Here is a 16357-nt window from a genome sequence, read left to right as displayed (position 1 = left end):
TCACGTTTGAGACGGGATCAGGGGTGGGCCAATAGATCATGTCGACAGGGTTTGATCCGGACGCGGCAAATTGTCGTGTACACCGTGTTGCCGGGCCTCATCTTGAATCCGACTATTAACTTGATGACGCTTAAATGACTTCTCTGACCTGTCTGTATTTCGCCTCGCGCATTCGTCAACGGTTTGCCTACATGGCAATTGCATCGTCTGTCATGTGCTTTTCACCAATTACCATGGCAACGGATGACTTCGAGGACCCGAAGGTCCGTATCCGTACCTTGTATGAAACGCTCCGCACAGACCTTGCGGCGGAAAAGGGGCTGCAGCAGTGCGAAGACGATGCCTTGAAGCAATACATGACCAACAAGCTGGGCGATTTTCTGAGCTTGCCAAATGTATTGGGTGACATCGGCTTTAAACTCACCAAGGAACGCTTTGCCATGCTACCCGAAGATCAGCAGCAGGCATTGCAAGCTGAATTCACTGTCACTCTGATCAAGGACAATTTGCCAGCAATCAAGCAAGTCTGTGCTGCCACTGACTTGAAAGTACTCTCCAGCGAAGTTGACTACACCGTCAGCCTGGTCAGAACCAGTCTGCAAACCAAAGGTAAAAAGCCGATTCGGGTTGACTTCCTGCTGTTGCGTGGCTGGGATCATTGGTTAATCAACGACATTCTGATCGGCAAGACTTCGCTGTCCGAACGCTATCGCGCATCGCTTGGGCCCACCCTGGCTGATGAGGGTTATGCTGGCTTGCATGCACGACTGGTTGAACTGAATCGTCAGCCGTAGACAGGTTGGCTTGAATGGAACAGCGGTGATGCGGCTCACGAGTCGCAAGGTGTCTGGCGGTGGAATCGAAACATGGGGCAACGCAACACGGGTTCGTTCCTTGTGAGCGCTGCCGCTGATCATTTTTACTTGGCGCCAAACAGCCCCACGTCATAACCTGCATCCTTGAGGTGAGATGTGGCCTGCCGATTCAGGAACAATAACGCAATCAAGTTCACCAAAGGGATGAACATAGCGATCATCCAGAGAATGGGTTGCCGATCCAGTGCCTTGCACAGTCTGAAGATGCTCCAAAGACTGAACACAAGATTGCCGATCGCCACCACACCCACGACAGCATCCATAGCGGGTCTTGCATTGATGGTTACGTTACAGATGAGCGAAATCACGATGCTGATCAACAGCATGCGCTGAGCACTGGCGACCTCCATCAGATTGGCTTCGTCAGCAGCATCTAGATCGGACTGAGGTGGCATATATGGGTTCTGATTCATACTTACCTTCATAGTGAGAAAAGGCCATCAAGGATTTATGGTTTGTTGATGGCCGATTATAGTGTTCTGAATTTTAAGCAATATTTTCATTTCTGTCATTTTAGTATTGATATATTCTAATTTTATTACTTTCAAATTCATCAGGGCGTCTTGGTTATTCCGTTGCCAAGCCTAGGATCAAGCGGTCGGCCATGAAACGGGAACCTACGCCAACGTGTTTGATTTTCGCGAGCCCATTTTTTCTACCCTACAATTTAATCGAAGTCCTGTCGGTTACATGGGTTGCCATGCGACGGTCAATCGCACAATCCTTAAGCAATAGAAGTAGGGGTACAGCATGTTCAAACAGCTTGTCTGCTGCGGGTTCTGCTTGTTGCTGGGGATTGTATCAGCTGCCGAAACCATCACTTACCCGAAGCATCAGGCGGTGGCAGACCCTCAACTTGACTATGTGTTGAGTGTGCTACACCTAGCATTGTCAAAATCCGGTAAAGCTTATGAGTTGAAACAGTCAAGAACGGCCATGGTTCAAAGCAGGGCCATGTTGGAACTGAAACAGAACAGTGGCAAGGTGGATGTCATCTGGGCGATGACAGACCCAATACGTGAGTCGGAGTTGTTGCCGATTCGGATACCAATCGATCGTGGTCTGATTGGCTGGCGTATCGCATTGATCCGGCAAGGGGATGAACGCCGTTTTGCCAGCATTAGCACCTTGCACGATTGGGCGCCCCTGATCGCAGGCCAGATGCATGACTGGCCGGATACAGGCATCATGCGCAGCAATGGCTTGACGGTTTCTACCACCAGTAATTATGAAAGCTTGTTCGAGCAACTGGCTGCAAAGCGGATCGATTATTTTCCACGATCCGTCATTGAAGTCATTCCGGAACTCGACAGCCATCGCAAGATGGGATTGGCGATCGAGCCCATGCATGTGCTGCGCTACCGGACAGCATTCTATTTTTTTGTCAGTCCCAAACGGCCCGAATTGGCAGAGGACATTACCCGGGGATTGGAAGCCGCGATTCGGGATGCCAGTTTGGAAGCCTTGTTCTGGCAGCATTTTGGTCAAGCTGTGCGAATGCTGAATTTGACCAGTCGACGGGTGACGGATCTTGACAATCCGTTATTGCCCGCTGCTACGCCATTGAATCGCCGGGAATTGTGGTTTGATCAGCTACCTTAGCGTTGGTACTTTGAATGCAAGCAGGTCAGTCGTTGTGGATGTTCTCATTGGTTGGATAACCCGCAGAAGGAAGAAACATGGCAAGCAAGAAGATCGCAGTGATCGTGGGGAGTCTGCGTAAGCAGTCGTTGAATCGGAAAATGGCCCTGTCATTGATGGCATGTGCTCCGTCGACGCTCAGTCTGGAAATTGTCGAGATTGGCCAGTTGCAACTCTACAATCAGGATCTGGACGATGAAGGGCAGCCGCCAGCAGGATGGGTGGCTTTTCGTGAGCGCATGCAGCAATTCGATGGAGTACTGTTTGTCACCCCCGAATACAATCGCTCTGTACCTGCCCCACTCAAGAACGCCATTGATGTTGGCTCGCGGCCTTATGGGAAAAGTATCTGGAGTGGCAAGCCAGGTGCGGTGATCAGTGTATCGCCCGGGGCGATAGGTGGTTTTGGTGCCAATCACCACCTCCGACAATCCTTGGTGTTTTTGAATGTGCCAGCCATGCAACAGCCAGAGGCCTACATTGGTGGAGCATCGCACTTGTTTGATGAGGCGGGCAACCTGACCAGTGATAGTACCCGCACCTTTATTCAGGGTTTCATGAATCACTTTGCAGAATGGGTTGCTGCCAATAGCTGAAGCATCACTCAGGCTTGACAACGCCGGCACGATGCCGGCGTTGCTGTTTCCACTTCATCACGAAGCCAAGGTGCTTGGCCGCATTGCTACAGCCCGGATGGTCACGGTTTCTGGGTTTTGCCCGCGCCATGCACGATACGGACATGGACGTTCTGGTATCGAGACATGAACTCTGCCGTGGCCGTCTGGCACCCGGCGCAGAGCGGCCGTTCCGATAGTATCCGCAGTACGCCGCCACGGCTCAGCAACGTGTCGATCTCCCGATTTGTCAACATGTATTCAAATGCCATCCGTTCGGAATCTGCAAAACGGTTGGTCGGGTTGGTGTGGTTGTCGCTGGTATCTGGCCATTGGATTGGCATCGGATGGACGCTGCCGGTACTGGACTCGACCCCAATATGCAAGCGTAGTTCTCCCAGGTCATTTGGCGTGCTACCACCAGACAGCGCCATGATGAAGACGGCTGGCGGCTGAGTATTGGGTTGTTGTGGGTCAGGGCGCGGTGTGAAATGGAACAGGGCCATATTCCGACCCAGTGATCGACCAGATGTCATGCCATAGACTTCACGGGTCCGCCAGAAGAAGCGACTGGCATCCTGAGCGGCGGTGGGATCGGCCTGGTCGATCTGCCGCTCCATGAAATGATCGAATACTGCGCCGAATTTCAGCAGGTCCACGTCGCCATTGACGTTATATACCTGTGAGAACGTGTTGTTTGTCACCGTCACAGGTGTTTGCGGCGTGCGATTGAAGTAGCGGCTTGTCAGCAGTTGGTAGGAATAGGTCGGGTGATTTCTGACCAGATCATACAATGCGTCCAGATAGCGGTTTTCGCCGGTCAATGGCACCAGTTGGCTGGAATAGAAATGGCCGATGACATCTTGAATCGTTGGCAACCGGGATTGCAGCTGAGTTGCGCTCAGGTACAAGATATTGGCCGCCACGTTGAAGGCCAGATACCGGCCATCGCTACCGCAGCTGGCATCGGCAGCGCGTGGAACGCGATGGGTTCGTTGCGAGTTGCAGACCTGATCAGTGAACAGGGCCGCCTGGTGAGTCAGGGCATTGGTCTGAAAGGCGCGGATATGGGCAGAATCGTTGGCCGGTTTCTTCTGGCTGGTGTACAGATAGTACTTCCCTCGCCCGAACGATTGCTGGACCCGCAATTCGTTACCGGCACCGTCACGAATCGATACCTTGCCATTCGTTTCGCCGTGCAGGGTCCATTGCATTGACCCTGGGGCATCACCGTCTGTGCTGCAATACTCATTGGTGACCCAATCCCATTCCGATACAGTATTCGCCTGGTTGGATTTCAGGCATACCTTGCGGCCATGTCGGGCACCATTGTAGTAAGCCAGTGACAACGTACCATTGTGCGCGTTGTAATGCAGCTTGAATGGATAGCTTTGCTGGTACAGCCACCCACCCGCGGTTGGGCTGATGTCATACCCTTCTGCCCGAATATCTGTGCTGAACTCGATCAGCGGGCTGGAAGGACGGCTGATCCAATCGGCATATTGGTCGACCGGAAGCAATAGGGGTGCATTTCCGTCCCTATCTGAAACATATGGATAGCTGGCACCACCCTCAACGCGGCGGCCAGCCAGATCATTGACCAGTTGATAAGCACGTTCGGTTTTGGAATAAACAAACTTCCAGCGTTGCTTGGCATCATTCAGATCACAATAGTCCATTGCCAGGTATTCATAACTACCGGGATTCGGCGGCCGGGTGGATAAGCACCAGAAATGGGATTTGTCCGCATTGTCCTTGAAGCGGGCAATAACCTGGCCGGCAGCGGTATGGGCGAACTGCACTGAATCGTTGTTGCATCGTTTCAGGCTGGTATCCAGGATATCTCCGGAAAGATACGGTTGGATGCACCAGTTGCCATTGTAACCTTTGACTTGGTAATTCAACGGCTTCCACTTGAGCTTGGCGGATTCGAAATGCATGCCGGCATGGCTGGTGGCAGTATAAAGACTGCAAAGTGCAAGCAGGCAGCTGAAGCGAAGGGGCGGGTGAGAAATGATCATGGTGCTCCTGAGAAATGGCCGTGATGGCTAAATGGATAAATCCCCACCTGCAATGGGGGGTCGAGATCACGGCAAGCTTGATCCAACTATGAAAGGTAGGTTTGTACTACCAACCCATGGATTACGACAGGTGAACGCGTGAACAGGAAAAAACGCAGAAGTTGATACACATGGTTACTTACCGGCCCCCGTGGGGAGATGGCCAGATATCGCTACCTTTTTCCTGGTGGTCGATGGTGGAGGGGAAGTGGGTGGCGGGCTGTCGGTCCATGGGTTGCGAACGTGGGCGGCCGACATACTTTTCCAATAGTGCATCCAAGATGGCGACGGTCCCCACATCAGGTTCGCCATCGTATTTGGCGGGCCGAAAGTGCATCTGGAAGGCGGCAATCACATGGCGGGTTGCCTCATCCAGCAAGCCGGACTGTGGCGTGTCGTAGCCGTAGGCCAGCAACTTGGCTTGCAGTGTGCGGATATCGCCGCTGAAAGATTGATGGGTCTGGTAGTGTTGAACCGCCTCGGCGTCAGGCCAAGCACCAATCTGGTACTGGGTAAACAGGATGTGCCAAGGAAACAGCGGGCCAGGATCGAATTTTCGCCCTGGGGCAACATCGGCATGGCCAACAATCTTGTGTGGTTTGATGTCATGCCGGGCAATGATGTCAGCCATCAGTCGTGCAACGGCATGCATCTGAGCTGGGGGATAGTTGTACCAGCGGCGTTGCATCAGTGGCAATGACTCATCTTCTGGTGGAAAACCAAGGTTGACGATTTCGATGCCGATCGAGCTGGCATTGATCATCCGGTCGCCTTGCCAGTAACTGACGCCGGCATGCCAGGCACGTCGTGTTTCCGGTACCAGTTGATAGATGGTGAATGGGTCGCCGTTGATTGCCTGATCTGGTACCAGATAGTGTGCACTGACCTGGTACTGGCCTTGTGTGAGCATCTCCAGCGACGTGTCGAGCGGACGGGCTGTGTAGTGCAAAACCAGGGTTCTCACTCGCGAATCCTGGCTGGCTGAGTCCATCCTGTCATCAAGCTGGTAACCGCCATCATGTCGTGCGTTGGCAGAATTGTACCCAGCGCTGACCACGCAGCCTGGCAAGGCCAGCACGCTGAAAGAAATCAGTGAAGATCGCTGCAGAAAGCTGCGTCGTGAGCGACTCATCGGTTTGGATGGGGTGCTGCCCATGCTACTTGCTCCTTCATCATCTGAGGGTGGCCGTTTGCCTGTGGATCACACCATACGCGATGTCACGTCATCAGGTAAATCTGTCTTTACTTATTAGTGCATGAAGATCAACTAAATCATTAATGGGTATGGCATATATGAGACACCCATTTTCCTGCAGCATAAGCACTGCAGTGTAAATAATATGCTGCAGTGGCATATTTAATGATTGGCAATATGGAGGGTGACAGGCAGCCATGCTGCCCAATCCCATATCTATCAATTGCTTGATAAGTATTGATGGGTGAGGGAGCTACAAGAGGAGCCGGGCAATGTGATGATACAGTCATTTGCATTATGCTAAAGACATGAACTAATCTATTTATTCAATTGTCTTTAAAGTTTGTTGTGTTGATCAGTGTTCAAGAAGAATTCATTCAGAGGGCTGAATGAAGATCCGGTGGCACCCATTTGCAGAAGGTATCGAAAAATGAATAAGATCGCCCGCATGAACATCTTTGCCACCGTTGTCGACAAGGGCAGCATGGCGGGGGCGGCAAACGAGTTGGGTATGTCAGCCTCCGCTATCAGTCAGCAGATTCGTAAGTTGGAAGACAGCATGCAGCTTAGCCTGCTGCATCGAAATACCCGCAAGATGACGTTGACCGAGGCAGGTGCACGCTATTACGAAAGTTGCCGACAGGTGATGAAGGCAGTGGAGGAGGCCGACTTGCTGTTGGAGGAGTTGCGTCATGTCCCGGTCGGGGAGTTACGCATCGCAGCACCAATCGGTTTTTCTGGGCATTTGATTGCCGATGCGTTGGCCCCCTTGCTGGATGCCTATCCGAAGCTGAGGTTGCGATTGTTTTTTCATGATGAAGTGATCGATCTGCTGGAGAGCCGCATCGACTTGGCTATACGTATTGGCGAATTGAATGATTCCAGCCTGGTCGCCCGCTACATCACCGACTGGAACATGGCATTGTGTGCAGCGCCCAGTTACTTGGCACGGCACCCGCCCATACAGTCGCCGGAGCAGTTGTCACAGCATGACTGGGTCGCGCTGGACCATGATCGTCAACCCTTGCAATTGACACTGAGCCATGAGGATGGTCGTCAAGCTACAGTCATGGCCTCGGCTCGACTATGCAGCAACAGCATGCTGTCCTTGCGGCAATTTGTGATGTCTGGCCTGGGCCTGAGCTTGCAGCCGGCCAAGGAGATTCGCCAAGAGCTGGAAAGTGGTGCATTGGTGCATCTGCTGCCGGCCTGGCAGATTCCACCAATGCGGCTGTATGTCATGACCCATCGACGGGAGGGGCTGCCTGCCAAAGTCAATTATGCGATTGAAGCCATTCGGGATCGGCTGTCGGCCATTTGATCACGCCACGTCAGACCATAGGCACGAATGGCGGTGCCCAAGCCCTCCAGCCTGAGTTGAAGATGCGGGATCGCCGCAATCTGTACTTGATGTCAACTTCCATGCATAGAGGCCTCGCGTCACTGGCCTCAACAACCTGGCCGGATACCGATGCGGCCCATGAAATGGGCCTTTTGTGCGATTGGATTGGTGGTTGATAGTGACACAATCAAGGGATCTGCACTCGCCAGAACGTTTGCATGTCTGATTGTTCAGGCAGAGGCAATTGATCGTGCAAAGTACAAAGGTTGTCGATCAGTAACAGATCGTTGGCCTGCCATTCATGAACTAGCCTGCACCGTGGGTCATGGCAGAGTGTATTCAGCTTGTCGATCAGCATGTCGGTACCGACCTGGTCCAGACCTTGTGCCGTTACGGTGAATTTCTGAAATGCCGACTTGCTGGTTTTTTGATATCGCAGGATTAGCTCGCCCGTGTTGGGGTGAGTCTGAATCAATGGGTGGGTGAGTGACGAACCATCAGCATGGGTTAGTCCGGTGTCATAGGTCAGCGCAATATCACGCCATTGGGTAGTAGTTGCCTCGCCCGCCAGCCGCAACACAGTATGGCTATCCACCAAGGCGGTCTGCCCCGCGTCCGTTGCCAGGGGGGCTTTGCAATACAAAAAGATTTGCCGGGCAGTCAAGCTGGGATGGCCAGCGACATCAGCGCTGGGGACCTGCCTGGTGGCTTGCGTGAGGCCGTTGAGCTTGTCTTGGGCTTTGACTGCCTCCCCAATTTGACGCTGGTCGATGCCGGTGAACCGCTCGCTAAGTGTGATCAGGGCAGCAGCGTCGTCAAAACGGGCATTGCGAAACAGCACAAAACCGAAATCCTGCGCCAGCCCAGTCAGAAAAGTGACATTGAACATGGCCAGACTGAGCTGTGTAGTATTGATGATCTCCAACCCAAAGCGAGGGGCTTTGATGATGCGATAGCTGAATTGTGTCAGCAGCGGATCATCTACCTGCAGGTAGCACCACGGCTGGCCCTGATATGTGGCCTGCACGCAGAGTTCACGATTGATCTGGGCATGTGGCAATAATCGGAACCCGCCATTTAGATCACGCTGTGGCACACTGTGCCAGGGTAGCATCACCCGCGTTGCACCCTTAAACAAGCTCACGGTAAATTTGGGGCCGCTATTGTCATATTGGTGCACAGACAGGCGGATATGTTGCGGGTAACGACGTTCGATATGCGCGCTCAACGCTCGGCCACGGAACATCATGGCGTAGGCGTTTTCTGCAAGTTGGGCCATAAAGGCATCCTGATTGCCCTCGTTCAATCGGGCAACGCGGACATCGTTGTACAGGTAGCCGCACAGTTTGTCGTGAGTGGCACTCAGGGTTTCATTGGCGGCCACTTCGTCCTTGAATCGTGCCAAAGACCCAGGTTTGCCGTTGGCCTGCCGGGTCAGAAGCTTCACCATGTCGGCATCGGGCAAAGTTTGCTCAAGCAAGTCACCCAGGTCAGCCCAGCGAATAAACTCCGTTACGGCCAGATCTCGTAACCGTGCTCGATACGCATTCTTGTCGGCTTCACTGACATCAACCAAATCGGCAAAGGTCGTGCCATCACTGAGTATCGTCAGCTCAATGCCGGGCGGATATAGGCGTTTGATTTGGGCGCACATTGCATCAAGGTACTGAATGGCCAGGGCTTCGCCTAGGTCTGGCAGGGTGCCGAAGGACTTGGCGGTCTTGTTCGGTGATTTGCACGGAAAGCCCGGCAGAATAAACAAGAGGGGGGCAGATCGATTGACGAACCCAACTACTTGATCAGTTAACAACGTCCGCCCAATTGTTTCAAAGCGATCTTGTTCTGCAGGCACGCGATATTGGTTCAGCAACGCCACAATGTGCTCGACTAGACGCAAGTCTTGCATATTCATGAAAAGGGTCCTTTAAGCTGGAAGTGATTGGTGGCGAGTCAGCCCCGGAAACGCGCCACGTTGCAGGTGATGATGTAAGTGCGTTGGGGATGAGAAAGCCAGATCGGGCCCGGTTGCCAGCAACGCATCAGCCTTGCCGTAACCCCAAAGGGCGGCTCCTGCTACCATGCCGGCATGGCGTGCAGTGTGGATGTCGCAGACGGTATCGCCGATCAACAGGCAATGTGCAGGTGCAATCCCCCACTGCCTTGCAATGTATAAAGCAGCATCTGGCGCAGGTTTGTTGGGCCATTGGGCGGCAGCGCCGCAAATAAAATCAAACCGGATGTCGGGTAGTTGTGCAGCCAACAACTTTTTGGCCATGCCATCCTGTTTGTTGGTCACGACGGCGAGAGAGAGGTCACATGCTTGGCAGTCGGCCAATAGTGCATGTACTGCTTGAAAGGGCCGGGAATGCACAGCCACATGGCATTCGTAATCAGCCAGATACTGTTGATGAAGTGCATCAAACATATCGGCAGGTAGGTCTGGCAACAGCTGTTCAAGCATATTGACGGTGCCATGGCCGATAAACTGACGACAGCTCATCAGCGAAATGGTTGGCTTGTTGAATTGAATCAATAGACGATTCACTGCAGCGTGAATATCGTCGACCGTGTCAATCAATGTGCCGTCAAGATCAAATAGCACTGCATGTACTTGATGCATGATCAAACCGCCATCAACTGATAATAAGAGGGCCGGCCGCGTTCAAATACCAGTACGGCCTGATTCTCATCAATGGTACTGCGCCGCTCCAGGTATACTTCGCCCGCCCGACACACCGCGACGGAATGCCAAGGTGTGCGCCAGCAGTCATCCGTTGCAATCATGTTGATCCCGATCTTTTTCGAGATGCGATATTGCGGGTGGATCGACAAGCGCAAAGCGTGCGGGAAACGTTGCTCCAGTAGCGCACTCCAGGCATTGCTGCGCTGGATGACCCGGTAAGCAATCGTCCGGGCATGTTGCTGGATGCGGGTTTTGCTCCAGGTCGCGAAGTCTGCCAACCCCTGATAATCCTCAAACAAAAAGCGCGTGGTGCCGCGATACATGGCAATTGCCTCTGGCTCTTCACTGCAGCGTAGGCGTAGGCAGCGCAATGGCTCGGCATGGTCGATCAACATTTCTTCACGTCGTGCGTCCATTGAGGGTAGGTCTGGGTAGGCATCGATCAGATCGAAGTATTGAAAAGCGCCCCCGAAGTAGTGCCGTGTATGACGCGCCAACTCACTGACGTAACCTTCGACTTCAGGGTCCGGGATTCGGACCAGGTCTGCAAAAACATAGCCGTCCGAGCAGATTCGGATCATGCCCCCAGGGGAGTACAAGCTGGCAATCTCTTGCAGCATCGTATGCAGATTGGCCAGTGAGTGCCGTTCTGCCAGATCTGGCAACTGGCCCAATGTTTTGTTGCGATTGGGCGACTTGCCGGGGAAGGCGGGCAGGATCATCTCGATTGGCTGATGCGCTGCGACCATGGCGGCAATTTTCTCCAGATGTGGCCGCTGTTCGTCTGGAAGGATGCTGCCCGGCAAAAGGTCAACTTCTTCAGCCAGCAAGCGGCGGCGCTTGAAGATGATGTCTAGAATGGCATGCGCAATTAATTGCGTGTCATCGACTACTGCATTCATGAAGGGTAAGTCCTCCGAATGGGGGTGAGGGCTTGGAAGATCCGACAATCAAATATTTAATTGCAGATATTCAGATGTTATGATGTGACAAAATTGAAAAGGCCAGCATGGTTGAAAACAAATTTTCGCAAATGATGGCGTGCTGAGAAGGATTGAAAAAGAGCCTTTGCTTGAATTCACAATTAAGCAAAAATTAATAATGATGACCGCTGTCTGTATTGGGGTTATAGTCATATACAGCTCATGCCTTGAATCGTCCACCCAATCAGCTACAGTAAATGCCAGGGTGTGGCGTGACCCGTCCACCTGAATCGACACGCTGCACCTATCAACCCAGGAGGCAGGATGAGTCATGACGGCAAGTGGGTAGTCCGCCTGGATCAGCGGCAAAACGAGGCGGGCATACACGCTGATCTACAGTTGATTGATCAGTTCTGGCAGCGCAGCATGGCGGAACGTGGCCAGAGCCAAGGCGATGCCATCGTCGCATCGCCTTCTGCCCGGCAATTGCCAACGGCGCGATTCGTCCTGCTGACCAACCCCGCAGGCGAGCCTGTCGGCATGACAGGTGTCATCCTGCCACATCCATCTGTTCGTTTCTTGTTTGAATCAAAAACAGGTTGGCCATTGGCTAATCTGCCCTCGGCAGATCGCGGCCAATATTGCGAAGGCCTGGGTTTGTATATCGTCCCCGAGTATCGTCGATGTGGCTGGGGGTATTTGTTGACCGTGCTGGCCATACTGTGGGGCTGGCACCACGGGGTGCGCTATGTACTGGCCGAGAATGGCGGCGTGTCGCTACAGATGGCTTTGTCTGCCGGGTTTGCCCACACCGGGCTGCAAACCAAGCAGCGTGGTGACGTACCTTATTTCCTGATGGTGGGGGATGCCTGTCGTGTGTTGGCATCTAGTCTGCCTGCCATCCAATCGGGTCTTGTTCGTTGCAGTTGTTGTCCGTTGCTCCAGATGGCCATTACCGCCTGGCCTACCACTTCTTTCACCGTCACTTCTGCATAGGTTTGTCATCATGTCGACCACTACGACTCTGGATTCGCTTGTTTTACCTTGTAATCAGGCTTCTTCTGATAAGCAAGTGCAAGCTGTCAATCTATCCCCATTTCAAGTCGAGAAGTTTACGGCACTGTTCAATTTCTACGATCAGAATCACGACGGCTTCCTGGCGCTGGAAGAATTTGTGGAGCATGCCCGACGTGTCGCCAAGGCATTTGGGTGGGACGAGAACGATCCTCGAACCCACTACCTGGTCGATATCCGTACCGCGCTGTTCTGGCGGCTAGGCGCAGCAACCGAACACAATGGGGATCTAGTGGTGTCACTGAGCGACTATCTTTGCTACTTTGAACGGCAGGTCTATGCCTGCGAAAGTGCCAATGGCCCATCTCCTTCATTGAAGCAGGCATGTCGCGCCATCATGGACTTGATTGATCATGATGGCAGCGACTGTATTACCTATGAGGAGTATCGTAACCTATTGGTGGCTATCGGCTCGCGCGCCAGTGCTTGGGATGCATTCTGCACCATGGATGCTGATAAGGATGGCCGATTGACCCTACACGATGTCGAACAATTGGCTTATCAATTTATCGTCAGCAGCGATCCACAATCGCCGGGCAATCTGCTGTACTACGGGCGGCTATAGCTCATCCGGCTTGCCTCGTGGCCGATAAGGTGCCACTTGATGTTGCTGGCCGGCCCGGCCACTGGTAAGCAGCAGCCGGCAGATGCTGTACGTGGGCATGAAGGTATTGATGGATCGCCGATCCTGATGGCAACGTATCCCAAATACTGATGCAATGCAGGCCGGAATCAAATGATTGATCCAATGACTGGTAACTGCCTGTCAATCCATCAAACCGCTCCACTCGAACGTGGATTGATAATTGCTTAAAATTTCAGTGATTTGTTTTATAAGGATTAATCGATTGCTTTCCGTTGACTTGGTCATGTTGATTCAAGGTTGGTCAATGACGTGTCGTGGCAATGTGATGGTTTGATCCGCTTTCGCGCCCGTCACGCAATGAATAATTTATCGCCAACGGTGTTACAATGCGCGCCGCAAAAAATTCACGACCCCATCCATGAAGCAAGCAGCAGACGACAAAACCATGGAACTCCCAGGCATGCCAGTGCCGAAACGGCGTGGCCGTCCACCTATTGGCACACGTGCCATGACCCCGGCCGAACGCAAGCGCAGAAGCAGGAAGCTCAATGGTATCGGCTCCTCTGTTGACCTCAGCCGCCAAACGGCCAGTCAACTGCGCGAGTTTGCCAATGCCAACAACTTGACAATTGATGCTGCTATCCAGATGCTGGTTGTTGCTTTTCAGCACATTGAACTGACCAGTGCCAGCCGCGCTTCCGATCTGGTGGCTTCTTATGCGAAAAGCCCATTGGATACGGTCGGTTACATGCGAACCATACCTTTCCAGTTCGGGCGTTGAATCAGGCGGGCAATCTACCGCTTGTCAACAAGATCTACAACCTTCATCGGCTGTTTTGGATGAAGCGGATTGTTTTGTCTGGAGTTGCCGGCAGCCGTCCTGATAGACTCAATACAGCGTAATCGAGCCGCTTGATTTCAAGTTCAGCTAGCTGCGAGTGCGCCCAATTGGCATTTGATTGATTGGCTGTTTATAATTACAGTTATCGTGATGTCTGTGTTGACCTGCTCAATCAGATTGGCATGGCATCCATACTGCCAGGAGGAACAATGAAAACTGCTTGTGAGCAGGCAACGCTGCTTGTTAATCCCATCCCACCCACCATTACCGATGCCCGCAAGACATTTGGGGCGCTGGCCGTGTTTGCCTTGGCGTGTGCCAACACCGCTCTGGACGTTGATATACTGAACGATCAGGTAGTGTCGCGTATCGGCCCTGGCTGGACATTCATGGCGGCCATGCAATGGCTCGGTGGCGTCAAGGCTGCTGCGGTGGTGCAGGGCTTGACCGATCGTGGCACCTTTGGCGGTATGTCCAAACAGGCCATGCTGGCGTTGATGCAGCATGCCCGGTCAGTCAGTGCGCAGTGGCCACCCTATGCTACGGACGCTTGGTTGTTGTCACAAATTCGGTCAAGCCTGACTTTGCCACATTAGGTCGAGTATTTCGGCCATGTGCGTGAATTTTCAGACAGCTACGTCTCGCGAACTTTGTCACCATTTTGGGGTGGATTACCCCGTTGAGAATCAGCCAGAGGAGACCTGGCAAGACTATCTGGCGCCCATTGTGCTACTGGATGACGATGGTGCTCGTATCTGTGTGCCTGCCAGTTACGGCCTGGTTCCGCAAATGTGGAAACCGCCAGGTGTCAACAAGCTGTCAACCATGAATGCGCGATCGGAAACCATTGGTACCTTACGTAACTACAAGCCTTTCTGGCAGGCCTGCCAGTTTTGCTTGGTACCTGTGAAATACCTGTATGAACCCAATTATGAATCAGGTTCGCACGTGCGCTGGCGAATCGGCATGGTTGACGACAGCATCTTCGCTGTTGCCGGAATCTGGCGCACCTGGGCTCGCGAAGACGGCGGAATTGATTGCGCATTCACCCAAATCACCATCAATGCCGATGACCACCCTTTGATGCGGCGATTTCATAAGCCACTGGACGAGAAACGCATGTTGGTTATCGTGCCGCCAGAAGATTACCAGGCTTGGTTGAGTTGCAGGAACCCTGTAATGGCACGGCAATTTCTGCGTCCTTATCCTGCCGAGCGAATGGATGCAGCGCCAGCGCCGCGCAGCACCATATCTGGGTGAATTTATCGGCCTTGGAGTCTCTGCCGGATCATATTGCGGGTCCGACTGTGCATCTGTTTGCAGGTCAAGGCATCTTCACTCTCAATCCAATGTATGCAACACCCTGCCTTCTGAACGGTTTGACTCGGTGATGATGTCCAGGCCATGTTGCACAGGTTAGTTTGGCCTGCCGTCGGTTATTTTCGCGGAAACAAAAGAATTTGAAGATTTTCAGATAGCGCTTTAGTATCGGCCGCTTTTTTGGATGTGATATGCGAGATATTGTGATTTGGGGTGCGGTTGCGGTGGTGGTACTGGCTGCATTGAGACTGTTGCTCGGCTCCGGTCGGAAGCGGGAAGAGTCGTGGCCGTTCATTGCGCAAAAACCCATGTCTGAGCCGGAGCAGATTCTCTATTTTCGGCTGACCCAAGCTTTTCCGGATCATATTGTTCTAGCTCAAGTCGGCTTGTCCCGCATTCTGGGTATTCGCAAAGGTGCAGATCGACAATATTGGTTCAACCGCATCAGTCGGATGAGTGTGGATTTCGTGCTCTGCAATCGGGATGCCTCCATCGTTGCAGCTATTGAACTGGATGATGCATCTCACCAACGGCCTGATCGCCAAGCCGCAGATGAGAAGAAGGATAGGGCTGTCGCCGCCGCCGGTATCCGCATGGTGCGTTTTCATGTTCGTAACATGCCTACGGTGCCAAGGCTGCGTGAGACATTGGTTGAGGGCTGATTGCGAGCTGGCGATGCCCGAGCCGGGGCGGCAGAGTACATTACTTGTTTGGCAGCATGTGTTAGGGTAGTGGACCCAAGACGGGTCCTCAATTCATGACAAGGCATACTAGGTAATGAAGCAGTTGACGCACGGGTTTCGTGCCATGCCAATGAAACTTGGCACGGCATTTGATGCTGAAATGACTGCTGGGAAGCAGGCATATGGGCTGCAACAGTTTGATGTTGCATTTTCCCATCTGGAACGTGCCCACATTCTGGGGCAGCGTTATGTTTGGCCCCATATCATCAGCCATGTGTGGATGCTGAGAATTGGCTTGCAACGGCGTGACCGGCGTGAAGTCGTTGGGCAGGTGATTCGGATTGTTGGTGGCGGATTGGGATCGGCCATTGGCCGTGTACCCATTGGTAATACCGGCGGCGCCAATGTCAGCCCATTCATGCCCATGCCGATTCCTGAAGATTTGCAGCGCTATTTCGACTGACCCCATACCCCCGATTTGCGGGTTGCAGTATGTGATTCAAGTTGATGGATTGATCAG

The 16357-nt window shown here is 52.9% G+C and carries 17 protein-coding genes; 11 read left to right on the top strand and 6 right to left on the bottom strand.

Going from position 1 to position 16357, the window contains the following annotated elements; all coding sequences use genetic code 11:
• Positions 1-134 precede the first annotated feature (134 nt).
• Positions 135-794, top strand: coding sequence for an ABC transporter substrate-binding protein (locus FFS57_RS05615; RefSeq protein WP_137936784.1), 660 nt, complete (start codon positions 135-137; stop codon positions 792-794).
• A gap of 125 nt (positions 795-919) precedes the next feature.
• Here FFS57_RS05615 and FFS57_RS05610 read toward each other — a convergent pair whose 3' ends face one another.
• Entirely contained in the window at positions 920-1288 is a 369-nt protein-coding gene (locus FFS57_RS05610) for a hypothetical protein (RefSeq protein ID WP_137936783.1), read from the bottom strand.
• Positions 1289-1625: 337 nt separating this feature from the next.
• On the opposite strand from FFS57_RS05610, the gene FFS57_RS05605 reads away from it, so the two are divergent.
• Positions 1626-2477: a transporter substrate-binding domain-containing protein gene (locus FFS57_RS05605; protein WP_249383903.1), complete on the top strand. Its 852-nt coding sequence runs from the start codon at positions 1626-1628 to the stop codon at positions 2475-2477.
• A gap of 77 nt (positions 2478-2554) precedes the next feature.
• A complete protein-coding gene (locus tag FFS57_RS05600) occupies positions 2555-3112 on the top strand; it encodes an NADPH-dependent FMN reductase (protein WP_137936782.1) in 558 nt (185 codons plus the stop codon).
• A 101-nt stretch (positions 3113-3213) separates the two neighbouring features.
• Here FFS57_RS05600 and FFS57_RS05595 read toward each other — a convergent pair whose 3' ends face one another.
• Positions 3214-5151, bottom strand: a complete 1938-nt coding sequence (locus FFS57_RS05595) for a DUF1561 family protein (RefSeq protein WP_137936781.1) — start codon at positions 5149-5151, stop codon at positions 3214-3216.
• A 178-nt stretch (positions 5152-5329) separates the two neighbouring features.
• On the bottom strand, positions 5330-6346 hold the full coding sequence (locus tag FFS57_RS05590; RefSeq protein ID WP_137936780.1) for an N-acetylmuramoyl-L-alanine amidase: 1017 nt from the start codon (positions 6344-6346) through the stop codon (positions 5330-5332).
• A 469-nt stretch (positions 6347-6815) separates the two neighbouring features.
• Between FFS57_RS05590 and FFS57_RS05585 the strand changes: the two genes are divergently transcribed.
• The gene (locus tag FFS57_RS05585) at positions 6816-7706 is read left to right on the top strand and encodes a LysR family transcriptional regulator (RefSeq protein ID WP_137936779.1); all 891 of its coding nucleotides are present in this window, start codon (positions 6816-6818) and stop codon (positions 7704-7706) included.
• 208 nt (positions 7707-7914) lie between these two features.
• Here FFS57_RS05585 and FFS57_RS05580 read toward each other — a convergent pair whose 3' ends face one another.
• From FFS57_RS05580 to FFS57_RS05570, 3 genes are read right to left on the bottom strand one after another with little or no spacing between them, the layout of a single operon-like run.
• Positions 7915-9639, bottom strand: coding sequence for an L-tyrosine/L-tryptophan isonitrile synthase family protein (locus tag FFS57_RS05580; protein ID WP_137936778.1), 1725 nt, complete (start codon positions 9637-9639; stop codon positions 7915-7917).
• 12 nt (positions 9640-9651) lie between these two features.
• Entirely contained in the window at positions 9652-10347 is a 696-nt protein-coding gene (locus FFS57_RS05575) for an HAD family hydrolase (RefSeq protein WP_137936777.1), read from the bottom strand.
• Between the two features lie 2 nt (positions 10348-10349).
• Positions 10350-11312, bottom strand: a complete 963-nt coding sequence (locus FFS57_RS05570) for an isocyanide synthase family protein (protein ID WP_137936776.1) — start codon at positions 11310-11312, stop codon at positions 10350-10352.
• 345 nt (positions 11313-11657) lie between these two features.
• On the opposite strand from FFS57_RS05570, the gene FFS57_RS05565 reads away from it, so the two are divergent.
• The 7 genes from FFS57_RS05565 to FFS57_RS05535 all read left to right on the top strand — a co-directional run bounded on the left by FFS57_RS05565 (position 11658) and on the right by FFS57_RS05535 (position 16300).
• Positions 11658-12329 carry a hypothetical protein gene (locus FFS57_RS05565; protein ID WP_137936775.1) on the top strand — a complete coding sequence of 224 codons (672 nt, stop codon included), beginning with the start codon at positions 11658-11660 and terminating at the stop codon, positions 12327-12329.
• Between the two features lie 10 nt (positions 12330-12339).
• Positions 12340-12972 carry an EF-hand domain-containing protein gene (locus FFS57_RS05560; RefSeq protein ID WP_137936774.1) on the top strand — a complete coding sequence of 211 codons (633 nt, stop codon included), beginning with the start codon at positions 12340-12342 and terminating at the stop codon, positions 12970-12972.
• A 439-nt stretch (positions 12973-13411) separates the two neighbouring features.
• Positions 13412-13774: a hypothetical protein gene (locus FFS57_RS05555; RefSeq protein ID WP_137936773.1), complete on the top strand. Its 363-nt coding sequence runs from the start codon at positions 13412-13414 to the stop codon at positions 13772-13774.
• A gap of 269 nt (positions 13775-14043) precedes the next feature.
• Positions 14044-14430, top strand: coding sequence for a hypothetical protein (locus FFS57_RS05550; RefSeq protein ID WP_137936772.1), 387 nt, complete (start codon positions 14044-14046; stop codon positions 14428-14430).
• 16 nt (positions 14431-14446) lie between these two features.
• Positions 14447-15094, top strand: coding sequence for an SOS response-associated peptidase (locus FFS57_RS05545; protein ID WP_137936771.1), 648 nt, complete (start codon positions 14447-14449; stop codon positions 15092-15094).
• A gap of 251 nt (positions 15095-15345) precedes the next feature.
• Positions 15346-15816 carry a DUF2726 domain-containing protein gene (locus FFS57_RS05540; RefSeq protein WP_137936770.1) on the top strand — a complete coding sequence of 157 codons (471 nt, stop codon included), beginning with the start codon at positions 15346-15348 and terminating at the stop codon, positions 15814-15816.
• A 115-nt stretch (positions 15817-15931) separates the two neighbouring features.
• Positions 15932-16300 carry a DUF3703 domain-containing protein gene (locus FFS57_RS05535; protein WP_249383902.1) on the top strand — a complete coding sequence of 123 codons (369 nt, stop codon included), beginning with the start codon at positions 15932-15934 and terminating at the stop codon, positions 16298-16300.
• Positions 16301-16357 lie beyond the last annotated feature (57 nt).

The sequence above is a fragment of the Chitinivorax sp. B genome (genome assembly GCF_005503445.1).
GTDB lineage: Bacteria > Pseudomonadota > Gammaproteobacteria > Burkholderiales > SCOH01 > Chitinivorax.
This window is presented reverse-complemented; position numbering and strand designations above follow the sequence as displayed.